A 20,471-nucleotide genomic window follows, 5' to 3' on the forward strand; every position below is an offset into this window, starting at 1 on the left:
GTCACAGCGGGCGCAGCGAGTCGACCAGCGCGGTGACCGCCGGGTGCCACTCGCGCCCGACCGGGCCGCTCAGGACCAGCCGGCGCACCACCCTCGGCAGCACCGGCACCAGCGCGAGCCCCGGCGGTGCCATCGACGCGACCAGGCCGGGCACGATCGAGACGCCGACCCCGGCCCGCACCATCGCCAGCAGCGTGCCCAGCTCGCGCACCCGGTGCAGCGGGTCGAACGGCACGCCCGCGTGCACCTGCCGCACGTGCCGCTCGCAGCCGCCCCGGGAGAGCAGGAACGGGTCGTCGGCCAGGTCCGCCACGTGCACCTCGGCCACCCCGGCCAGCGGGTGGTCGGCGCGCACCAGCGCGTGGAACGCGTCCTCCCCGACCAGCACCCCCGGCCGGGGTGGCGGGTCGACGACAACCGCGACCTCCACCGTGCCGTCGGCCAGCCACTCGGCCACCTCGTCGTCCTCGCCCTCGAACACCCGCACCTTCACGTGGGGGAACTCCGCCTCCCAGCGGGTCAGCAGCTCCGGCAGGAGCCCCTGGCACACCGTCGGGGGCGCGGCGAGCCGCACCGTGCCCCGGACCGCGCCACCACGCCGCGCGGCCAGGTCGGTGATCGCCGCGGCGGCGGCCACGGCGGTGCGGGCGTGCGCCAGGACGCCCTCGCCGAACGCGGTGGGCCGCGGCCTGCCCCTCCGAACCAGCACGGGGTGGCCGAGCGTGCGCTCCAGCGCGGCCACGGCGTGCGAGACGGCGGACTGGGTGATGCCCAGCGCCTCGGCGGCCGTGCCGAAACCGCCCTCGTCCACGACGGCGAGGAACGCGCGGAGCTGCGCGAGGTTCAGTGCCATGAACGGCTCTCATGGGTCGGAGGAGGTCACTTGTTGGACTCATCATCGCAGGCGGGACGATCCTGCCCCGGTGCAGACCTCCGGGAAGTTCGTGCTGCTGTCGGCGATCTGGGGCGGCAGCTTCGCGTTGATCAAGGTGGCGGTGGACGCCGGCGTGCCACCGGTGTGGGTGGCGGCGGCGCGCTGCCTGTTCGGCGCGCTCGCCCTGTGGGCGGTCTGCCTGGCGCGGGGCGCGGCCGTGCCGCGGGACCGCCGCACGTGGGGGCACGCGGCGGTGGTCGCGGTGCTGCTGAACGCGGCCCCGTTCACGTTGTTCGCCCACGGGGAGGCGCTGGTCGGTTCGGTCCTGGCGGGGCTCTTCAACGCCACCACGCCGTTGACCACGCTGGTGTTCGCGCTGCTGGTGGTGCCCGGTGAGCGGGTGACCGGCACCCGGCTCGCCGGGCTGCTGGTCGGTTTCACGGGCGTGCTCGTGGTGCTGGGCGCGTGGCGGGGGCTGGAGGGGCACCTGCTCGAAGGCGGGCTCGCCTGCCTGGCCGCCACCGCGTGCTACGGCGCGGGGTTCGCCTGCACCCGGCGGTTCTTCTCCGGCGGTGGGCACGGCGCGAGCGCGTTGTCGGCCGTGCAGGTCACGTGCGCGACGCTGCAACTGCTGCTGATCGCGCCCGCGTGGGCCGGTCCGCCGTCCTGGCCGGGGTGGTCGGCGGTGGCCGCGCTGCTGGTGCTGGGCGCGTTGGGCACCGGGTTCGCGTACGTGCTGAACCTCGACCTGATCCGCGCGGCGGGGCCCGCGGCGGCGTCCACGGTCACCTACGTCACGCCGCTGTGGTCGACGGCGATCGGCGCGGTGCTGCTCGGCGAGCACGTGGGGTGGCACACCGCAGCCGGCGGGGCGGTGGTGATCGCGGGCGTGCTGCTGGCCCGGTCGCGCCAGAATGTGAAGATCTCTCCATGACCGCCGTCTTCGTCTTCGTCCCCGGCTCCAACAGCAGCTCGTTCCACTGGGCGCCCCTGCTGCGCGAGCTGACCCTGCGCGGCCACCGCGCGCTCGCCGTCGACCTGCCGGGGCACGGTTTCGCCGCGTCGTTCAGCACGGCCTACCAGGCGCCGCAGGACTCGGCCGCGCTCGCCGCCGCGCCGTCGGCCCTGGCCGGCGCGACGCACGCGGACGCCGTCGCGCACGTGGTCGACGTCGTGCGCCGGGCGGGCGAGCACGGACCGGTGGTGCTGGTCGGGCACAGCCGGGGCGGGATGGCGGTGACGGCCGTGGCGAACGCCGTGCCGGAGCTGCTGCACCGGGTCGTGCACCTGTCGGCGTGGTGCTGCGTGGACCTGACGCCCGCCGGGTACATGGCGGAACCGGAGTACGCGTCGAGCGCGCTGAACGACCTCGGCGCCGGCCTGCTGGCGGGAGACCCGGCGCGGCTGGGCGCGCTGCGGATGAACTGGCGCACCGCCGACCCGGAGCTGCTGGCCACGTTGAAGACCGCGATGCTCGCCGACGGCACGGACGCGGAGTTCCTGGCCGCGCTGAACACGCTGGAGCCGGACGAGGGCCTGGACGCGGGCGACGACCGCCTGGACCCCGCCGCGTGGGCCACCCTGCCGCACACCTACGTGCGGCTGACGGCCGACCGCTCCATCCCGGTGGAGCTGCAGGACCGGTTCATCCGCGAGGCCGACGCCCTGCTGCCGGACAACCCGTTCGACGTGCGCACCCTCACCACCAGCCACCTGGGCTTCCTGGTCCGACCGGAGCAGGCCGCCGCGCTGCTGGCCGAACTGGCGTGACGCCCCCGTCCCGGTCCGCCGAGCGAATCCCGGTTTGTCAAAATATTGCGTGACGCTGCTCACTTCTTGCATGCTGATGCCGTCCCTCCAACGAAGGAGCGTGCGGTGTCCCTGTCACGCAGGACGTTCATCGGGTCGGCCCTGGCCGCCACCACCCTGGCCACCACCACGTCGACCCCGGCGGTCGCGGCCAGCCCGCCGGGCGACGTGGTCGGCAAGATCACCGTCGGCTACCAGGGCTGGTTCGCGGCCCGCGGCGACAACTCGCCGATCGACGGCTGGTGGCACTGGAGCAACAACTGGGGCCAGCCGCCGTCGCCGACCAACCACGCGCTCATGGCGTGGCCCGACATGACCGACTACCCGGACGAGTACGCCACGGCGTTCGGCGCGCTGGGCGACGGCAGGCCCGCGACCGTCTTCTCCAACTACGACTACTCCACCGTGGACGTCCACTTCCGGTGGATGCGCGAGTACGGCTGCGACACCGCCGCGCTCCAGCGCTTCAACCCGACCGGCGGCGAGGGCCCGATCCGCGACGCCGTCACCGCGCACGTGCGGCGGGCCGCCGAGGCGCACGGCGTGAAGTTCTACATCATGTACGACGTCACGAACTGGACGAACTTCCAGTCGGAGATCAAGGCCGACTGGACGAACAAGATGCGCGCCCACACGTCCTCGCCGATGTACGCGCGGCAGAACGGCAAGCCGGTCGTGTGCCTCTGGGGCTTCGGCTTCAACGACCCGGGCCGCCCGTTCACTCCGCAGCAGTGCCAGGAGGTGGTCGACTGGTTCAAGGGCCAGGGCGCGTACCTCATCGGCGGCGTGCCGACGCACTGGCGGCGCGAGGTCGAGGACTCGCGGCCCGGCTTCGCGCAGGTCTACCGCAGCTTCCACATGATCTCGCCGTGGATGGTCGGCCGGATCGGCAGCGTCGCCGACGCCGACAACTTCTACGCCAACGTCAACTCGCCCGACCAGGCGGAGTGCAACCGGCTGGGCATCGACTACCAGCCGTGCGTGCTGCCCGGCGACCTGTCCCGGCGGCACCGCGCGCACGGCGACTTCATGTGGCGGCAGTTCTACAACATGGTCCGGCTGGGCGCGCAGGGCATCTACGTCTCGATGTTCGACGAGTACAACGAGGCCAACCAGATCGCCAAGACCCCGGAGACGCAGGCGGGCATCCCGGTCGGCTCGGGGTTCCTGGCGCTGGACGAGGACGGCACGCGCTGCTCGTCGGACTACTACCTGCGGCTGACCGGCGACGGCGGCCGGATGCTGAAGGGTCAGCTCGCGCTGACGGCCGTCCGCCCGACCAAGCCGGTCCTCACCGACACTCCCCCGGTGGAGCGCGACCTGGCGGCGGGCCGGCCCACGTCGCAGAGCAGCCAGACCCAGGGCTACGGGAGCTGGTTGGCCGTGGACGGCGACCCCAACAGCTACTGGGAGAGCGCCAACAACGCGTTCCCGCAGTGGATCGGGGTCGACCTCGGCGCGGTGTCCACGCCGAAGCGGATGGTGCTGGGCCTGCCGCCGAACCCGGCGTGGGGCAGGCGCACCCAGACCATCGCGGTGGAGGCGAGCGCGGACGGTTCGACGTTCGGGCAGGTGCTCGCCGCGACCGGGTACGCGTTCGACCCGGCCAGCGGCAACTCCGCCGCGGTCACCCTGCCCGCCGGGTTGAGCGCGCGGCACCTGCGGCTGCGGTTCAGCGGCAACACGGGCTGGCCCGCCGGGCAGCTCGCCCGCTGGCAGGTGTTCGGCTGACCCGCGGGTTTGGGAGCGCTCCCGTAGGCTGCGCCGCATGACGAGCGTTCTGGTCACGGGGTCCGCGGACGGCATCGGTCGGGAGACGGCGGCGACGCTGGTCTCGCTCGGGCACCGGGTGGTGCTGCACGCGCGCGACGACGAGCGCGCCGCGGACGCCCTGGGCGTCGTGCCCGGCGCGGCCGGCGTGGTGATCGGCGACCTCGCGTCGCTGGCGCAGACCCGCGAGCTGGCGGCCGCCGCCGGGTCCTTCGACGTGGTGGTCCACAACGCGGGGCTCGGCGGCGGCCTGCCGCGGCGCACCGTGACCGAGGACGGCCTGGAGCTGCTGTTCCAGGTCAACGTGCTGGCGCCGTACCTGCTGACGGCCCTGATGCCCAGGCCGCGGCGGCTGGTCTACCTGACCTCGGGGCTGGAGGCGCAGGGCGTCGCGGACCTCGACGACCTCCAGCACGAGCGCGGGCCGTGGGACGGCATGCAGGCGTACTCGGACTCCAAGCTGCTCGACGTCGTGCTGGCGTTCGCGGTGGCCCGCCGGTGGACCGACGTGCTGAGCAACGCCGTCGACCCGGGGTGGATCAAGACGAAGCTCGGCGGTCCGAACGCGACCGACGAGCTGCCCAGGGGCGCGGACACGCAGGTGTGGCTGGCCACGAGCGACGAGCCCGCCGCCACCGTGACCGGCCGGTACTTCAAGTGGCGCGAGGACCTGCGCGCCAACCCCGCCGCGTACGACGTGCGGGTGCAGGACCGGCTGCTCGACGCGTGCGCCGACCTCACCGGCGTCACCCTCCCCTGATCCCGTGTGTCGAACCTCCAGGTCCCGTGTGTCGAACCTTCCGGTCCCGGAGGTTCGACACACGGGACCCGGGCGTTCGACTCACGCGGTGTCGGAGTGGGCGCGAGGTGTGCCGACGAGGTGCTTGGCGAGGTCGCCGCGCAGCGTGGAGACCGCGTCGAGCACGTAGTTCTGCCGCACCCGCCACGGTCCCCGGTCGCCCTGGCGGGGGAACGCGTCGATGGCCCGCTGGATGTAACCGGAGGCGAGGTCGAGCAGCGGGCGGCGGGCCAGCGGGCCGTCCGGGGTCGGCACCACGGACGCGTGCCCGTGCCGGTCCATGTGGTTGATCACCCGGCACACCAGGCGCGAGGTCAGGTCGGCCCGCAACGTCCACGAGGCGTTGGTGTAGCCGACGCACACGGCGAAGTTCGGCAGCCCGGTGATCATCGCGCCGCGCCAGATGAACTGCTCGGACAGCTCCACCGGCCGCCCGTCGACGCTGGGCGCGATCCCGCCGAGCGCCAGCAGCCGCAGGCCGGTCGCGCCGACCACGACGTCGGCCGGGAGCACCCGCCCGGACCGCAGCCGGATGCCGTCGGGCGTGAACGAGTCCACGTGGTCGGTGACGACCGACGCCCGGCCCTCGCGCAGCACCCGGAACAGGTCCGCGTCCGGGACGGCGCACAGCCGCTGGTCCCACGGGTCGTAGCTGGGCGTGAAGTGCTCGCGGACGGCGGACTCGTCCTTGAGCGCCTTCGTCGACAGCCTGGTGAGCAGCCGGCGCGCCGCCTTCGGCCGACGACGGCAGAACTGGTAGAACGCCAGGCCGAACAGGATGTTCTTGGTGCGGATCAGCCGGTGCGCGGCGGTCGCGGGCAGCAGCTCGCGGACCTTGTCGGCGAGCTTGTCGCGGCCGGGCACCACGCCGACCCACGTCGGCGAGCGCTGGAGCATGGTGACGTGCGCGGCGGTCCCGGCCATCGACGGCACGAGCGTCACCGCCGTCGCGCCGCTGCCGATCACGACCACCCGCTTGCCCGCGTAGTCCAGGTCCGCCGGCCAGAACTGCGGCCGCACGAACTCGCCGCGGAACCGCTCGATGCCGGGGAACACCGGGTCGTGCCCCCGCTCGTAGTCGTAGTAGCCCGCGCACGAGTAGAGGAAGTCGCAGGTGATCCGGCTCTCGGTGACCGCGCCGTCCTCGCCGCGCCGGGCCAGCGTCACCGTCCAGCGCGCCGTCGCGGTGGAGAAGTCGGCGGCCACGACCCTGGTCCGGTAGCGCACCAGCCGGTCGATGCCGAACTCCTCGGCCGTCGCCCGGATGTAGCCCAGGATCGACGGCCCGTCGGCGATCGACTTGGCCTCCCGCCACGGCTTGAACGGGTAGCCGAGCGTGAACATGTCCGAGTCCGACCGGACGCCCGGGTACCGGAACAGGTCCCACGTCCCGCCCATCGCGTCGCGGGCTTCGAGGATCGCCACGGACTTGCCGGGGCACTCGGTGCGCAACCGGTAGGCCGCGCCGACGCCGGACAGTCCGGCGCCCACGATCACGACGTCGAGGTGCTCGGGAGCGGTCATGGGCACCAGTGTGCTCCGGTGCCTCGACGCGGCTCTTGACCGGGCGCGACAACTATTTGACCCTGTACGACATGTCGGTGGTCCGCTCGGCGGGGTTGCGCGGGTTCCGGGCGACGGTCGCCGAGCTGGGCGGCCGGGCCGAGGACTACGCCCGCGCGGCGGGCCTGCCGCCGGCCGCGCTGGACGTGGACGACCTGCTGGTGTCCGACCGGGCGGTGGCGGCGGTGCTGGAGCTGGCCGCCGCGGGCCTGGGCTGCCCCGACCTCGGGCTGCGCGTCGCGGCGCGGCAGGACTTCGGCATGCTCGGCCCGCTCGCGCTGGCCATCCGCAACTCCCCCACCGTGGCCGACGCGCTGGAGTGCACCTCGCGCTACCTGTTCGTGCACGCCCGGTCGTTGAGCCTGTCGCTGGTCGACGACCCGCACGGCGCGCCGGACCTGGCCGCGCTGCACTACGGCGTGCCGCCGGACCCGCCGGTGTCGGTGCAGGCGATCGACCTCGGCCTGGGCTTCCTGCACCGGTCGATCACGCACCTGCTGGGCGGCCCGTACGGGTTGCGCAGCGTGGAGCTGCCCTACGCGCCGGTCGCCCCGCTCGCGGTGTACGAGCGGTTCTTCGGCGCGGCCGTCCACGTCGGGCAGGACGCGCCGCTGCTGCGGATGCCGCGGGCGCTGCTGCACCAGCCGTTGGCGGGCGGTGACGAGCGGGTGTGGCGGCTGGCGCTCGCGTTCCTGGCCGAGCAGGTCGCCGGTGACGGCACGACCACGACGACGCGGGTCCGCGGCGTGCTGGCGCGGTCGCTGGGCACGATCGCGCCGGAGCTGGGCGCGGTGGCCCGGCTGGTGGACCTGCACCCGCGCACGGTGCAGCGCCGGCTGGCCGCCGAGGGCACGACGTTCGCCGCCGTGCTGGACGACGTGCGCCGCGAGGCCGCCCGGCGCTACCTGACCACGACCGACATGCCGATGAGCCAGGTCGCCGGGATGCTCGGGTTGTCCGAGCAGTCCGCGCTCAGCCGCTGCTGCCGGCGGTGGTGGGGCACGACGCCCAGCGCCGTCCGCCGCGGCTCGTGATGTCGCGCGCGGCCGGCATCGTGTCGCCCTCGGTCAAGCCCGATCGTGCCCGCCGCGCCACACTGGCAGCAATCCGTCCCCCCTTCGAGGAGGTCCGATGGCACGGCTGACGCCCTACCGGTTCGCGGGCGGCACGGCGGTGGTGACCGGCGCGGCCGGCGGGATCGGCGAGCACCTGGCACGCGGGCTGGCCCGCCGGGGCAGCGACCTCGTGCTGGTCGACCGGGACGCCGACCGGCTCGCCGCCGTGGCCGCGACGATCCGGGGCGTCCGGGTGCGCACCTTCGTGGCGGACCTGTCCGACGTCGCCGGGCTCGACGGGCTGGCGGCCCGCGTGCTGGCCGGGACACCGCGGATCACCCTGCTGGTGAACAACGCCGGCGTCGCGCTGGGCGGCAGGTTCGACCAGGTCTCGGCCGAGGAGTTCGACTGGGTGGTGGACGTGAACTTCCGCGCCCCGGTCGCGTTGACCCGGCTGTTCCTGCCGGCGTTGCTCGCCTCCCCCGGCAGCCACGTGGTCAACGTGTCGAGCCTGTTCGGGCTCATCGCGCCGCCCGGTCAGACCGCTTACTCGGCCAGCAAGTTCGCCCTGCGCGGGTTCACCGAGTCGCTGCGCCACGAGCTGGCCGACCGCGGTGTCGGCGTGACGTGCGTGCACCCCGGCGGCATCCGCACCCGGATCGCGGAGAACGCGCGGGTGGCGGCCGGGGTGGACGAGGCCGAGGCGGCGCGCGGCAGGGCGAGCTTCGCCAAGCTGCTGACCTACCCGCCGGAGAAGGCGGCCGAGCGGATCATCGCGGGCGTGACCGGGCGCAAGGGCCGGGTGCTGATCGCGTGGAGCGCGGTCGCGCCCGACGTCCTGGCCCGCCTCTTCCCGACCTCGTACCTGGCCGTGATGAACCGCCTCAGCCCCGCCGCCGCCCGCAACGCCGCTCAGCGCAGCACGACCTCCACCGACCGCTGAGCGACGTGGCCGAACGAGGTGACGACCCGCGGCACGCGGTGGGCGTCGGTGTCGAAGGCCGCCCGCACGTCGGCGTCGGGGTCCCGCAGGGTCGCGGCCGGCGCGTCCACCGCCGCCCGTCCCACACCTCGGCCACCACGTGGTCGAGGTACCAGCCGGGCACGAGGTAACCGGCGAACCCCACCCGGGACCGCGCGGGCACGCCGTGGTGGCGCGCCATGGACACGAACAGCAGCGTGAAGTCGCGGCAGCGGCCCACGACCCGCTCGGTGGGCGTGCGCGGTTCGGTCAGCGGCGCGGGGTTCAGCTCGTGCAGCCGGGTGAGCAGGTCCGCCGCGTACCGCAGGTTCACCTCCGCCGGGAAGCCGTGGTCGGTGATGTCCCCCTCGCCCAGAAGTGGAACACCAGGCCGGAGGCGGCGCGGCGCGGCCCGGCCAGGTCCGGCCCGACGCCGTCCAGCCACCCGGCGAACGGGCCGGGGTCGGTGAACCGGCTCTGCGCGGTGTAGTCGATCACGTGCTCTCCCCCCTCGTCGTGCGTGCCCACTGCCTGCGCCCGGTCCCAGGGGAACGGTCAAGGCGGATTCCTCCCGACCCCGCACCACGTGCCCACCGGCGGAATTCCCGGTGAGGTCGACTCGACCGAACGGACGAGTTCATTGAGCCACGTATCTGATGGACAACAACGCGCTCCTGTGCAGTAGGGGCGCGACGCAGGGGGTGCGTTCGTCCTCCCGGGGCGATCCCGGGCAATGATGACCTTGGGGGGTCAATGAAGCAGCACGGCACCAACAGCTTCTTCGTCGTGGGCGAGGGAGTGCTGGAATTCGACCGTGACGGCGTGGCGACGACCCGTCAGCCGCTCACGGCGGAGGAGTTGCGGCGGTTCCGCTTCTCCAGGCTGGGCCCGGAGGGGACCCAGCTGAGCGAGGAGACCAGGACCGCCCTGGCCACCGCCATGACGGCGGACGTGCCGCAGCTCGACTCCGCGGACCCGCCGATCCCGGCGGGCTTCACCTACCTCGGCCAGTTCGTGGACCACGACCTGACCATGGACCGCACCGAGACGCAGCTCGGCGAGGACGTCACCCTCGACGAGCTGGTGCAGGGCCGCTCGCCCGCCCTGGACCTCGACTCGGTGTACGGGCGCGGTCCCGGCGACCGCGACGACCGCGCCTTCTACGCCGCCGACGGCGTGAAGCTCAAGGTCGGCACGACCGCGCCGGTGCCGTTCCCGGACGAGCGGGTCAACGTCGCGCTGGAGGGGTTCGACCTGCCGCGGTTCGGCGCGTCGGGCGCCACCGGGGCCGACCGGCGCAGGCCGCTCATCCCGGACCCGCGCAACGACGAGAACCTCGTCGTCGCGCAGACGCACCTGGCGTTCATCCGGTTCCACAACCGGGTCGTGGACGACCTGGCGCTGCGCGGCCTGACCGGCGGGCGCCTGTTCGCCGCGGCCCGCGAGGAGGTGGTGCGCCACTACCAGTGGATGCTGCGCACCGACTTCCTGCCCCGCGTGGTGGACCCGGCGATCGTGGACGACGTGTTCGCCAACGGTCGGCGCTTCTTCGAGGCGCCCGGCCGGGGCCGGTCGCCGCACGGCCTGCGACCGACGATGCCGCTGGAGTTCTCGGTGGCCGCGTACCGGTTGGGGCACAGCATGATCCGCGGCGCGTACCAGTGGAACCGGGTGTTCAACTCCACCGGTCCCGGTGGCATCGCCCGGCTGTTCCTGCTGTTCGTCTTCACCGGGACGTCCGGGAACTTCGACCCCGGCTCGCAGCTGCCGGACCTGGACAACCCGAACTCGGGCACGCTCGACGTGCTGCCGACCAACTGGATCGCCGACTTCCGCAGGCTGTACGACTTCGCCGAAGCCGATCGGCCGGACCTCGCGCCGCCGACCCCGGCCGGCGGGAACGTCACCAAGCGGGTCGACAGCCTGCTGGTCAACCCGCTGACCCAGCTCCCGGCGGGCTCGTTCGGCGGTCGGGGCACCACCGTGCCGGAGATCCAGCGCAACCTGGCGTTCCGCAACCTGACCCGGGCGAACATGGTCCGGCTGGCCAGCGGGCAGCAGATGGCGGAGTTCCTCGGGGTCGAGCCGCTGACCGCCGAGCAGGTCCTCGCCGGGAACCAGGGCGCGTCGCTGGACTCGCTGACCGACGCGCAGAAGGCCGAGGTGACCGCCGCGACCCCGCTGTGGCTGTACGTGCTGCGCGAGGCGGAGTTCAACGGCGGTCGGCTGGGCGCGGTGGGCGGCCGGATCGTGGCCGAGGTGTTCCACCGCGCCATGGAGGGCAGCCGCACGTCGATCGTGCGGTCGCCGTCGTGGCGGCCGCGGCTCGGGCCGGACTCGCGGACGTTCCGGATGACGGACCTGCTGCTGTTCGCGTTCGAGGGCAAGGCCGACCTGCTCAACCCGCTGGGGGACTGACATGACGGCCCGCTTGGGGGAGCGGACGTCGCCGGTGCGCCGGATCGAGCGGTGGTCCCTGCCGGGGCTGCGGATCTCGATCGGTGTCGTGTTCGTCTGGTTCGGACTGCTCAAGGTGACCGGCTCGTCGCCGGTCGCGGAACTCGTCGGCGCCGCCGTGCCGTGGGTGGACCGGGGTCTCCTGGTGCCCGCGCTGGGGTGGTTCGAGGTCGTGCTGGGGGTGGCGCTGCTGCTGGGGCGGTTGCCGCGGTTGACCCTGGGTCTCGTGGTGGCCCACCTGGCGGGGACGTTCGTCGTCTTCGTGCAGGCGCCGGCCCTCGTGATGACCGGGGGCAACCCCCTGCTGCTGACCGCCAACGGCGAGTTCGTGCTCAAGAACGTGGTGCTCATCTGCGCCGCGCTGGTGCTGCTCGGCCAGGCCCGGGAACGGCGGGCGGCCTAGCCGGGCCGGCGCCCGGTCCCCGTGGAGGGCGGGGACCGGGCGCCACCCGCCCGGCGGCGGACCGCCTCCTTGACAGCTCCGACGACGGGCGGTTGACTGCGGTGGTTTGAAACGATTCAAGCCATGGGGTGGACATGCCGTCCGTGACCCGCGTGTTCGGGGCCGTCGACATCGGGGCGTCGGGCGGCCGGGTCGTGGCCGGGCTCGTGGCGGGTGACCGGACGGCGTTGCGCGTGGTGCACCGGTTCCCCAACCGCGCGGTCGAGCGGGACGGGCACCTGCGGTGGGGTTTCACCGCGCTGTACCGGGAGGTGCTGACCGGCCTGCGGGCGTTGGCGGCCTTCGGGGACGTGGTGTCCGTCGGCATCGACACCTGGGCGGTCGACTACGGGTTGCTGGACGGGGACGGGCGGCTGCTGGCGGAGCCCGTGTCCCACCGGGACGGCCGGACGGCGGACGCCGTGGACCGCGTGCACGCCCGCTTCCCGCCCGAGGAGCTGTACGCGGTGAACGGCCTGCAGTTCCTCCCGTTCACCACCCTCTACCAGCTCGAAGCCGAACGCCTCTCGCCGCTCTGGGACCGCGCCGCGCACGTCGTGCTCCTCCCCGACCTGCTGGCCTACTGGCTGACCGGCGAACTGGGCACGGAGGTCACCAACGCCTCCACCACGGGCCTGCTCGACGTCCGGACGCGCACGTGGTCGCCGACGTTGGCCACCGGCGTCCCGTTCCCGCCGCTCCAGGAACCGGGCGAGGTGCGCGGCCTGCTCCGGCCGGGGGTCGCGGCGGCCACCGGCCTGCCCGCCGGCACACCCGTGACGACGGTCGGGTCCCACGACACCGCCTCGGCGGTGGTCGCCCTGCCCGCCGACAGCCCGCGCTTCGCCTACGTCTCCAGCGGGACGTGGTCGCTGGTCGGGGTCGAGCTGCCCGCACCCGTCGTGACGCCGCGGGCCCGCCGGCTGAACTTCGCCAACGAGGGCGGTGTCGACGGGCGCACCCGCTTCCTGCGCAACGTCGGCGGGCTGTGGCTGCTCCAGGAGTCGCTGCGCGAGTGGCCCGACCACGACCTCCCCGCGCTGCTGGCCGAGGCGGAGGCCCTGCCGCCGGGCGGCCCGACCGTGGACGTCGACGACCCCGCGCTCCTCCCGCCGGGCGACATGCCGAACCGGATCGCCGCCGCCGCGACCGGTCCCCTGCGCACCCCCGCCGAGACCGTGCGGTGCGTCCTCGACTCGCTGGCCGCCGCCTACGCCCGCACCGTCGACCAGGCGGTGGCCCTGACGGGCCGGGAGGTCGACGTGATCCACGTCGTGGGCGGCGGTTCCCGCAACGACCTGCTGTGCCGCCTCACCGCCGCCCTGTCCGGCCGGCGCGTCACCGCCGGCCCGGTCGAGGCGACCGCCCTGGGCAACGTCCTGGTCCAGGCCAGGGCCCACGGCGTGGCACCGACCACCCTGGAAGCGCTCCGCGCCCGCCTCGCCCGCACCGGGGCGGTCCGCCGCCGCTTCCCGTGACCGCGCCGCTCACCCGGCGTGCCGGACCCACTCGCGGTGGAAGCCCCGCACGTGCCTGGTCACCCGGGACGCGGCCAGGTCCCCGTCGCCGGCGCGGATCGCCCGCAGGATCGCGTGGTGCTCGCGGCGCAGGCGCACGGCGGTCCGCGGCCAGTCCGGCAGGGCCCGCACGGCGTCCAGCACGGTGTGGTGGATCGCGTCGCGCAGCGCCGCCATGACGGCCGTGTTCACGGCGTTGCCGGCGGCGGCGGTGAGGGCCACGTGGAAGTCGGCGTCGAGCTGGTGGAACGCGTCCGCGCCCAGGTCCGGCGCGTCCATGCGGGCCAGCAGGTCGGCGGCGCGGGCCAGGTCGGGGTGGTCGGGCCGGGCCGCCGCCGCGCGCACCGAGTGGCTCTCCACCATGACCCGGGTGGCGACGAGGTCCGCCATGGGCAGCCGACGCGTGGCCAGGTGCAGGCGCAGCGCCGCGCCGAGCCCGCCCGCCGGGTCCGCGATGACGGTGGTGCCCGCGTCCGGCCCGGAACCCACGCCGCTGCGCACCACGCCCATTGCCTGGAGCACGCGGATCGCCTCGCGCACGGTGGCCCGGCTGACGCCCAGGTCCTCCGCCAACCTCCGCTCGGCGGGCAGCTGCTGCCCCACGCCCAGCCTGCCCGACCTCAGCTCGGACTCGACGTGCCGCAGCACCGCGCCGTACCCGGACACGGGCACCACCTCCCGGTGTGGTCTGACCACAGCCCTGGTGTGGTCGGACCACACAGCCTAGAGTCACCTCGGTGAGAGTCGCGCTGTTCGTCACGTGCCTGGTCGACGGCCTGTTCCCGGACGTCGGCAAGGCGACCGCCCGCCTGCTCGAACGACTCGGCCACGAGGTCGTCGTCCCGCCCGCCCAGACCTGCTGCGGCCAGATGCACGTCAACACCGGCTACCCCGGCCAGGCGCTGCCGGTCATCCGCAACCACGTCAAGGCCTTCGAGGGCGCCGAGGTCGTCGTCACGCCCTCCGGGTCGTGCGCCGGGTCGGTGCGCCACCAGCACGCCCACGTCGCGCGCGAGCACGGTGACGCCCGGCTGGCCGAGGCCGCCGAGGACACCGCGAGGCGCACGTACGAGCTGTCGGAGTTCCTGGTGGACGTCCTGGGCGTCACCGATGTCGGCGCGTACTTCCCGCACCGGGTCACCTACCACCCCACCTGCCACTCGCTGCGCGTGCTGGACGTGCGGGACCGGCCGCTGCGGCTGCTGCGCGCGGTCGGGGGCATCGACCTGGTCGAGCTGCCGTCCGCCGAGACGTGCTGCGGGTTCGGCGGCACATTCGCGCTGAAGAACGCCGACACCTCCACGGCCATGCTCGCCGACAAGATGAGCGCGGTGCTGAGCACGAAGGCGGGCGTGGTCACGGCGGGCGACTCGTCGTGCCTGATGCACATCGGCGGCGGCCTGAGCAGGCTGCGCAGCGGCGTGCGACCGCTGCACCTGGCGCAGGTCCTGGAGCGGACGCGATGACGACGTTCCTCGGCATGCCCGCCGGCGGCGGGAACCTGACCGGCGCGCCGTTCCCGCAGGCCGCGCGCGAGGCGCTGGGCAACGCCCAGCTGCGCCGCAACCTCGCCAAGGCCACCGGCACGATCCGCGCCAAGCGCGCGAACGTCGTGGGCGAGCTGCCGGACTGGGAGGGGCTGCGCGCGGCCGGAGCGGCGATCAAGGACGAGGTGCTGGCGAACCTCGACGAGCACCTGGTGCGGTTCGAGGAGGCGTTGACCAGCCGCGGCACCCGGGTGCACTGGGCGCGGGACGCGGCGGAGGCCAACCGGGTCGTCGCCGACCTGGTGCGGGCGACCGGCACGCGCGAGGTCATCAAGGTCAAGTCGATGGCCACGGTCGAGATCGGGCTGAACGAGGCGCTGGCCGAGATCGGCGTGCGGGCGGTGGAGACCGACCTCGCCGAGCTGATCGTCCAGCTCGGCCACGACCGGTCCAGCCACATCCTCGTGCCCGCGATCCACCGCAACCGCACCGAGATCCGGGACGTGTTCCGGCGCGGGATGCCCGGCGTCGACCCGGACCTGAGCGACGACCCGCGGGCGTTGGCCGAGGCGGCGCGCGAGCACCTGCGGCGCAAGTTCCTGACCGTCGACGTGGCGATCTCGGGCGCGAACTTCGCCGTGGCCGAGACGGGGTCGCTGGTCGTGGTCGAGTCCGAGGGCAACGGGCGGATGTGCCTGACGCTGCCGCGCACGCTGATCAGCGTGGTGGGGATCGAGAAGCTCCTCCCCCGCTGGCAGGACCTGGAGGTCTTCCTGCAACTGCTGCCCCGGTCCTCGACCGGCGAGCGGATGAACCCCTACACGTCGGTGTGGACGGGGCCGACCGAGGGCCAGACCAGCCACGTCGTGCTCGTGGACAACGGCCGCACGGCCGCGCTCGCCGACCCCGGTGGCCGGGCCGCGCTGCGGTGCATCCGCTGCTCGGCGTGCCTGAACTCGTGCCCGGTGTACGAGCGCACCGGCGGCCACGCCTACGGCTCGACCTACCCCGGCCCGATCGGGGCGGTGCTGTCGCCGCAGCTCACGGGGGTCGACCGCAACCCCACGCTGCCGTTCGCGTCGTCGCTGTGCGGTGTCTGCTACGACGTGTGCCCGGTCGCGATCGACATCCCGTCGATGCTGGTGCACCTGCGGGCGCGGGTCACCGGGGCGAAGCCGGCCACGCCGGAGTCGACGGCGATGCGGGCCCTGGCGTGGGCGATGTCGGACGCCCGGCGGTGGCGCCGGCTGCTGCGGCTGGGCCGGTTCGGGCGGTTGGCGAGCCGGCACGTGCCGCTGCCGGGCTGGTCGAGCGCGCGGGACCTGCCGGAGCCGCCGCGGCAGACGTTCCGCGACTGGTGGGAGGCCCGCGATGAGCGCCCGTGACGAGATCCTGGCCAGGGTGCGGCGGGCGAAGGGGCCGCGCGGGGTGGTGGCGGTGCCCCGGGAGTACCGCGCGGCGGGCACGCGCGGTCCCGGTGACCCGGAGCTGTTCGCCGAACGCCTGCGCGACTACCGCGCCCGCGTCCGGGTGGTGGACCCCGACGAGGTGGCCGAGACCGTGGCCGCGGCCCTGCGGGACCGGGGCGCGCGTCGCATCGTGACCGCGCCCGGCATCCCGCCCGGTTGGGTGGAGGGGTTCGAGGTCGTCGCCTCCACGGTGGACGTGGACGTCCTCGACCGGGTGGACGCCGTCGTCACGGCCTGTCACGTCGCGGTGGCCGAGACCGGCACGATCGTGCTCGACCACGACGCCGCCGACCAGGGACCCCGCGCCCTCACCCTGGTGCCGGACCACCACCTGGTGGTCGTCCGGGCCGACCAGGTGGTGGCGGGCGTCCCGGACGCGGTCGCGGCCCTGGCGGGGGTCCGCACCCAGACGTGGGTCAGCGGTCCGTCCGCGACCAGCGACATCGAGCTGGAACGCGTCGAGGGCGTGCACGGGCCGCGCACGCTGGAGGTCGTCATCACCCGCGCGGGGGTGTGATCGACTTCTCACCCCATGGGCGGATCCGCCCACGAACGTGGTTTTCGCTAGTATCGGAGCCCCGGACGAGAGGCGCTGCAACGGGCGCGAGCCCGCCACGCTCGGCCGGGTGTGAAGATCCGCAAGGGCGCCTCCCACTCCCGGGAGGCCGCGTGTCGGAAAACGCCCTGCGAGAGCTGCTGGACCAGCGCGTCGCGGTGCTCGACGGCGCCTGGGGCACCATGCTCCAAGCCGCTGGCCTCACCCCGGCCGACTACCGCGGCGACCTCCTCGGCGACCACGCGCACGACGTCACGGGCGACCCGGACCTGCTCAACCTGACCCGCCCGGACCTCATCCTCGACGTCCACCGCAAGTACCTGGCCGCGGGCGCCGACATCACCACCACCAACACGTTCACCGCGACGTCCATCGCCCAGGCCGACTACGGCCTGGAAGGCCTGGTGCGCGAGATGAACCTGCGCGGCGCGCAACTCGCCCGCCAGGCCGCCGACGAGGCGGGCGGCCGGTTCGTCGCGGGCTCCGTCGGCCCCCTCAACGTCACCCTGTCGCTGTCGCCGCGGGTCGAGGACCCGGCGTACCGGACGGTGACGTTCGACCGGGTCAAGGACGCCTACGCGGAGCAGATCGGCGCGCTGGCCGAGGGCGGCGTCGACCTGCTGCTCATCGAGACGATCTTCGACACCCTGAACGCCAAGGCCGCCGTCGCCGCGGCCCGCGAGGTCGCGCCCGACCTGCCGCTGTGGATCTCGGTCACGATCGTGGACCTGAGCGGGCGGACGCTGTCCGGGCAGACCGTCGAGGCGTTCTGGAACTCCGTCGCGCACGCCGAACCGCTGGTCGTGGGCGTGAACTGCTCGCTGGGCGCGGCCGAGATGCGGCCGCACGTCATCGAGCTGTCCCGGCTCGCCGGCACCTACACGGCCAGCCACCCCAACGCGGGCCTGCCCAACGCGTTCGGCGGCTACGACCAGACCCCCGAGGAGACCGCGTCGCTGCTGCGCGGGTTCGCCGAGGAGGGCGTGGTCAACATCGTCGGCGGCTGCTGCGGCACGACGCCCGACCACATCGCGCTGATCGCGTCGGCGGTCAGGGACATGCGGCCGCGGTCGGTGGCCCGGGTGCCCGACCGGACCCGGTTCAGCGGCCTGGAGCCGTTCGAGATCGGCGCGGACACCGGGTTCGTGATGATCGGCGAGCGCACCAACGTGACCGGCTCGGCGAAGTTCCGCCGGCTGATCGAGGGCGACAACTACCAGGCGGCGGTGGACGTCGCGCTGGAGCAGGTGCGCGGCGGCGCGAACCTGCTCGACGTGAACATGGACGCCGACCTGCTCGACAGCGAGCGGGCGATGACCACGTTCCTCAACCTGATCGCCACCGAGCCCGAGATCGCCCGCGTCCCGATCATGATCGACAGCTCGCGGTGGAGCGTGCTGGAGGCCGGGCTCAAGTGCGTGCAGGGCAAGGGCGTGGTCAACTCGATCAGCCTCAAGGAGGGCGAGGAGTCCTTCCTGTTCCAGGCCCGCCGCATCCGCGACTTCGGCGCGGGCGTGGTGGTCATGGCGTTCGACGAGCAGGGCCAGGCCGACACCACCGAGCGCAAGGTCGAGATCTGCGCCCGCGCCTACGACCTGCTGACGCAGAAGGCCGACTTCCCGCCCGAGGACATCATCTTCGACCCGAACGTGCTGGCCGTCGCCACGGGCATCGCCGAGCACAACGGGTACGCCAAGGCGTTCCTGGAGGCGATCCCGCTGATCAAGCAGCGCTGCCCGGGCGTGCGGATCAGCGGCGGCATCTCGAACCTGTCGTTCTCCTTCCGCGGCAACGACACCGTGCGCGAGGCGATGCACTCGGCGTTCCTGTACCACGGCGTGCGGGCGGGCCTGGACATGGGCATCGTCAACGCCGGTCAGCTCGCCGTCTACGAGGACATCCCGGCCGACCTGCTGGAACTGGTCGAGGACGTGCTGTTCGACCGCAGGCCGGACGCCACGGACCGGTTGGTGTCGTTCGCCGAGACGGTGTCGCGCGGCGGCACCAAGCGCGCGGTGGACCTGTCGTGGCGCGACGCGCCGGTGGCCAAGCGGCTCGAGCACGCCCTGGTCCACGGCATCGTCGACTTCATCGTCGAGGACACCGAAGAGGCCCGGTTGCAGGCCGCGCGTCCGCTGGACGTGATCGAGGGTCCCCTGATGGACGGCATGAAGGTCGTCGGCGACCTGTTCGGCTCCGGCAAGATGTTCCTGCCGCAGGTGGTGAAGAGCGCGCGGGTGATGAAGCGCGCGGTCGCCCACCTGGAGCCGTACATGGACGCGGAGAAGGTGGCGTCGGGCTCCAACCGCGGCAACGGCAAGGTCGTGCTCGCCACGGTGAAGGGCGACGTGCACGACATCGGCAAGAACATCGTCGGCGTGGTGCTGGGCTGCAACAACTACGACGTGGTCGACCTGGGCGTGATGGTGCCGGCAGCCAAGATCCTCGACACCGCGATCGCCGAGGGCGCGGACGCGATCGGCCTGTCCGGGCTGATCACGCCGTCGCTGGACGAGATGGTGTCGGTGGCGGCGGAGATGCAGCGGCGCGGGATGAAGCTGCCGCTGCTGATCGGCGGCGCGACGACGTCCCGCCAGCACACGGCCGTGCGGATCGCGCCCGCCTACGACCGGACCACGGTGCACGTGCTCGACGCGTCACGGGTGGCGGGCGTGGTGTCGGCGCTGCTGGACCCGGAGCGGGCCGAGGACCTGGACGAGGCGAACCGGGTCGAGCAGCAGCGGTTGCGCGAGGAGCACGAGAACCGGCAGAGCACCCCCCTGCTGACGGTCGAGCAGGCGCGGGCCAACGCCGAGGTGGTGTCGTTCGAGCAGTTGCCGACGCCCGCGTTCACCGGCCTGCGGGTGGTGGAGCCGACGCTGGCCGAGCTGCGCGAGATGATCGACTGGACGTTCTTCTTCCTCGCCTGGGAGCTGAAGGGCAAGTTCCCGAAGATCCTGCGGACGAACCCGGCCGCGCAGGAGCTGTTCGACGACGCGAACGCGATGCTGGACCAGATCATCGCGGACGGTTCGCTGCGGGCCAGGGGCGTGTACGGCTTCTGGCCGGCCCACTCCGAGGGCGACGACATCGTGGTGGCCGGGCGGCGGCTGCCGATGCTGCGCCAGCAGACGCAGAAGCCGCAGAGCCGGCCGAACCGGTGCCTGGCCGACTACGTGGCGCCGGAGGGCGACCACCTGGGCGGTTTCGCCGTGGCCATCCACGGCGCGCAGGAGCTGGCCGAGCGGTACGAGCGGGAGCAGGACGACTACCGGTCGATCATGGTGAAGGCGTTGGCGGACCGGCTGGCCGAGGCGTTCGCCGAGCACGTCCACCTGCGGGCGCGGCGGGACTGGTTCGAGCCGGACGCGGACCCCGCGCTGGAGGACCTGCACGCCGAGCGGTTCCGCGGCATCCGGCCCGCGTTCGGCTACCCGGCCAGCCCCGACCACAGCGAGAAGCGGGACCTGTTCGAGCTGCTGGAGGCTGAGCAGGTGGGCCTGGCGCTGACCGACTCGTTCGCCATGACGCCGGCGGCGGCCGTCAGCGGCGTGATCTTCGCGCACCCCGGGTCGCGCTACTTCACCGTGGGGCGCATCGGGCGGGACCAGGTCGAGGACTACGCGGCGCGGCGCGGGATGCCCGTCGAGGAGGTCGAGCGCTGGCTGCGGCCGAACCTGGCCTACGAGCCCGGCGCCTGACGCCGGTGGCC

At 73.6% G+C, this 20,471-nt stretch carries 18 protein-coding genes and 1 pseudogene; 13 read left to right on the forward strand and 6 right to left on the reverse strand.

Annotation, left to right across the window (positions count from 1 at the left end; all coding sequences use genetic code 11):
- Position 1: 1 nt before the first annotated feature.
- Positions 2 to 853, reverse strand: coding sequence for a LysR family transcriptional regulator (locus ACIGNX_RS18120; RefSeq protein WP_396541391.1), 852 nt, complete (start codon positions 851 to 853; stop codon positions 2 to 4).
- Positions 854 to 923: 70 nt separating this feature from the next.
- Between ACIGNX_RS18120 and ACIGNX_RS18125 the strand changes: the two genes are divergently transcribed.
- From ACIGNX_RS18125 to ACIGNX_RS18140, 4 genes are all read left to right on the forward strand, one after another.
- Complete coding sequence (locus tag ACIGNX_RS18125) at positions 924 to 1,808, forward strand: DMT family transporter (protein ID WP_396541393.1); 885 nt, start codon at positions 924 to 926, stop codon at positions 1,806 to 1,808.
- Positions 1,805 to 2,644 (forward strand): alpha/beta fold hydrolase, encoded by an 840-nt coding sequence (locus ACIGNX_RS18130; RefSeq protein WP_396541395.1) that lies wholly within the window; start codon positions 1,805 to 1,807, stop codon positions 2,642 to 2,644. The genes ACIGNX_RS18125 and ACIGNX_RS18130 overlap by 4 nt, the downstream gene beginning before the upstream one ends.
- A gap of 105 nt (positions 2,645 to 2,749) precedes the next feature.
- The gene (locus ACIGNX_RS18135; RefSeq protein WP_396541397.1) at positions 2,750 to 4,414 is read left to right on the forward strand and encodes a discoidin domain-containing protein; all 1,665 of its coding nucleotides are present in this window, start codon (positions 2,750 to 2,752) and stop codon (positions 4,412 to 4,414) included.
- Positions 4,415 to 4,451: 37 nt separating this feature from the next.
- Complete coding sequence (locus ACIGNX_RS18140; protein ID WP_396541399.1) at positions 4,452 to 5,213, forward strand: SDR family NAD(P)-dependent oxidoreductase; 762 nt, start codon at positions 4,452 to 4,454, stop codon at positions 5,211 to 5,213.
- Positions 5,214 to 5,294: 81 nt separating this feature from the next.
- Here the strand turns inward: ACIGNX_RS18140 and ACIGNX_RS18145 are convergent, their stop codons facing one another.
- Positions 5,295 to 6,776: a flavin-containing monooxygenase gene (locus tag ACIGNX_RS18145; RefSeq protein ID WP_396541401.1), complete on the reverse strand. Its 1,482-nt coding sequence runs from the start codon at positions 6,774 to 6,776 to the stop codon at positions 5,295 to 5,297.
- 71 nt (positions 6,777 to 6,847) lie between these two features.
- Between ACIGNX_RS18145 and ACIGNX_RS18150 the strand changes: the two genes are divergently transcribed.
- Together ACIGNX_RS18150 and ACIGNX_RS18155 are read left to right on the forward strand one after the other, a co-directional pair.
- Positions 6,848 to 7,849 carry an AraC family transcriptional regulator gene (locus ACIGNX_RS18150; protein ID WP_396541403.1) on the forward strand — a complete coding sequence of 334 codons (1,002 nt, stop codon included), beginning with the start codon at positions 6,848 to 6,850 and terminating at the stop codon, positions 7,847 to 7,849.
- 97 nt (positions 7,850 to 7,946) lie between these two features.
- Positions 7,947 to 8,813 carry an SDR family NAD(P)-dependent oxidoreductase gene (locus ACIGNX_RS18155; protein ID WP_396541405.1) on the forward strand — a complete coding sequence of 289 codons (867 nt, stop codon included), beginning with the start codon at positions 7,947 to 7,949 and terminating at the stop codon, positions 8,811 to 8,813.
- Here ACIGNX_RS18155 and ACIGNX_RS18160 read toward each other — a convergent pair.
- From ACIGNX_RS18160 to ACIGNX_RS18170, 3 genes and pseudogenes are all read right to left on the reverse strand, one after another.
- On the reverse strand, positions 8,783 to 8,938 hold the full coding sequence (locus tag ACIGNX_RS18160) for a hypothetical protein (RefSeq protein WP_396541950.1): 156 nt from the start codon (positions 8,936 to 8,938) through the stop codon (positions 8,783 to 8,785). The genes ACIGNX_RS18155 and ACIGNX_RS18160 overlap by 31 nt on opposite strands.
- A 38-nt stretch (positions 8,939 to 8,976) precedes the next feature.
- A pseudogene (locus ACIGNX_RS18165) lies at positions 8,977 to 9,033 on the reverse strand (hypothetical protein); the annotation flags it as partial.
- Between the two features lie 128 nt (positions 9,034 to 9,161).
- The gene (locus ACIGNX_RS18170; RefSeq protein ID WP_396541407.1) at positions 9,162 to 9,329 is read right to left on the reverse strand and encodes a hypothetical protein; all 168 of its coding nucleotides are present in this window, start codon (positions 9,327 to 9,329) and stop codon (positions 9,162 to 9,164) included.
- Positions 9,330 to 9,584: 255 nt separating this feature from the next.
- Here ACIGNX_RS18170 and ACIGNX_RS18175 point away from each other — a divergent pair, with 255 nt between their 5' ends.
- The 3 genes from ACIGNX_RS18175 (at position 9,585) to ACIGNX_RS18185 (ending at position 13,208) form a co-directional block, all read left to right on the forward strand.
- Entirely contained in the window at positions 9,585 to 11,249 is a 1,665-nt protein-coding gene (locus tag ACIGNX_RS18175; RefSeq protein ID WP_396541409.1) for a heme peroxidase family protein, read from the forward strand.
- 1 nt (position 11,250) lies between these two features.
- The gene (locus tag ACIGNX_RS18180; RefSeq protein WP_396541411.1) at positions 11,251 to 11,691 is read left to right on the forward strand and encodes a DoxX family protein; all 441 of its coding nucleotides are present in this window, start codon (positions 11,251 to 11,253) and stop codon (positions 11,689 to 11,691) included.
- Between the two features lie 134 nt (positions 11,692 to 11,825).
- Complete coding sequence (locus ACIGNX_RS18185; protein ID WP_396541413.1) at positions 11,826 to 13,208, forward strand: rhamnulokinase family protein; 1,383 nt, start codon at positions 11,826 to 11,828, stop codon at positions 13,206 to 13,208.
- Positions 13,209 to 13,217: 9 nt separating this feature from the next.
- Here ACIGNX_RS18185 and ACIGNX_RS18190 read toward each other — a convergent pair whose 3' ends face one another.
- On the reverse strand, positions 13,218 to 13,913 hold the full coding sequence (locus ACIGNX_RS18190) for a FadR/GntR family transcriptional regulator (protein WP_396541415.1): 696 nt from the start codon (positions 13,911 to 13,913) through the stop codon (positions 13,218 to 13,220).
- Positions 13,914 to 13,984: 71 nt separating this feature from the next.
- Between ACIGNX_RS18190 and ACIGNX_RS18195 the strand changes: the two genes are divergently transcribed.
- The 4 genes from ACIGNX_RS18195 to metH all read left to right on the forward strand — a co-directional run bounded on the left by ACIGNX_RS18195 (position 13,985) and on the right by metH (position 20,460).
- Complete coding sequence (locus ACIGNX_RS18195; protein WP_396541417.1) at positions 13,985 to 14,713, forward strand: (Fe-S)-binding protein; 729 nt, start codon at positions 13,985 to 13,987, stop codon at positions 14,711 to 14,713.
- Positions 14,710 to 16,119 (forward strand): lactate utilization protein B, encoded by a 1,410-nt coding sequence (locus ACIGNX_RS18200; protein WP_396541419.1) that lies wholly within the window; start codon positions 14,710 to 14,712, stop codon positions 16,117 to 16,119. The genes ACIGNX_RS18195 and ACIGNX_RS18200 overlap by 4 nt, the downstream gene beginning before the upstream one ends.
- On the forward strand, positions 16,106 to 16,720 hold the full coding sequence (locus ACIGNX_RS18205; RefSeq protein WP_396541421.1) for a lactate utilization protein C: 615 nt from the start codon (positions 16,106 to 16,108) through the stop codon (positions 16,718 to 16,720). The genes ACIGNX_RS18200 and ACIGNX_RS18205 overlap by 14 nt, the downstream gene beginning before the upstream one ends.
- Positions 16,721 to 16,872: 152 nt before the next feature.
- A complete protein-coding gene (metH, locus tag ACIGNX_RS18210; protein ID WP_396541423.1) occupies positions 16,873 to 20,460 on the forward strand; it encodes a methionine synthase in 3,588 nt (1,195 codons plus the stop codon).
- Positions 20,461 to 20,471 lie beyond the last annotated feature (11 nt).

The organism is Actinosynnema sp. NPDC053489, from assembly GCF_044544865.1.
GTDB lineage: Bacteria > Actinomycetota > Actinomycetes > Mycobacteriales > Pseudonocardiaceae > Actinosynnema.

Excerpts from the sequence above, each read along its gene's own strand:
- ACIGNX_RS18145 (WP_396541401.1), bottom strand. The coding sequence starts at position 6,776 with ATGACCGCTCCCGAGCACCTCGACGTCGTGATCGTGGGCGCCGGACTG.
- ACIGNX_RS18205 (WP_396541421.1), top strand. The coding sequence starts at position 16,106 with ATGAGCGCCCGTGACGAGATCCTGGCCAGGGTGCGGCGGGCGAAGGGG.
- ACIGNX_RS18120 (WP_396541391.1), bottom strand. The coding sequence starts at position 853 with ATGGCACTGAACCTCGCGCAGCTCCGCGCGTTCCTCGCCGTCGTGGAC.
- ACIGNX_RS18180 (WP_396541411.1), top strand. The coding sequence starts at position 11,251 with ATGACGGCCCGCTTGGGGGAGCGGACGTCGCCGGTGCGCCGGATCGAG.
- ACIGNX_RS18140 (WP_396541399.1), top strand. The coding sequence starts at position 4,452 with ATGACGAGCGTTCTGGTCACGGGGTCCGCGGACGGCATCGGTCGGGAG.
- ACIGNX_RS18150 (WP_396541403.1), top strand. The coding sequence starts at position 6,848 with ATGTCGGTGGTCCGCTCGGCGGGGTTGCGCGGGTTCCGGGCGACGGTC.
- ACIGNX_RS18185 (WP_396541413.1), top strand. The coding sequence starts at position 11,826 with ATGCCGTCCGTGACCCGCGTGTTCGGGGCCGTCGACATCGGGGCGTCG.
- ACIGNX_RS18130 (WP_396541395.1), top strand. The coding sequence starts at position 1,805 with ATGACCGCCGTCTTCGTCTTCGTCCCCGGCTCCAACAGCAGCTCGTTC.
- ACIGNX_RS18175 (WP_396541409.1), top strand. The coding sequence starts at position 9,585 with ATGAAGCAGCACGGCACCAACAGCTTCTTCGTCGTGGGCGAGGGAGTG.
- ACIGNX_RS18155 (WP_396541405.1), top strand. The coding sequence starts at position 7,947 with ATGGCACGGCTGACGCCCTACCGGTTCGCGGGCGGCACGGCGGTGGTG.
- ACIGNX_RS18200 (WP_396541419.1), top strand. The coding sequence starts at position 14,710 with ATGACGACGTTCCTCGGCATGCCCGCCGGCGGCGGGAACCTGACCGGC.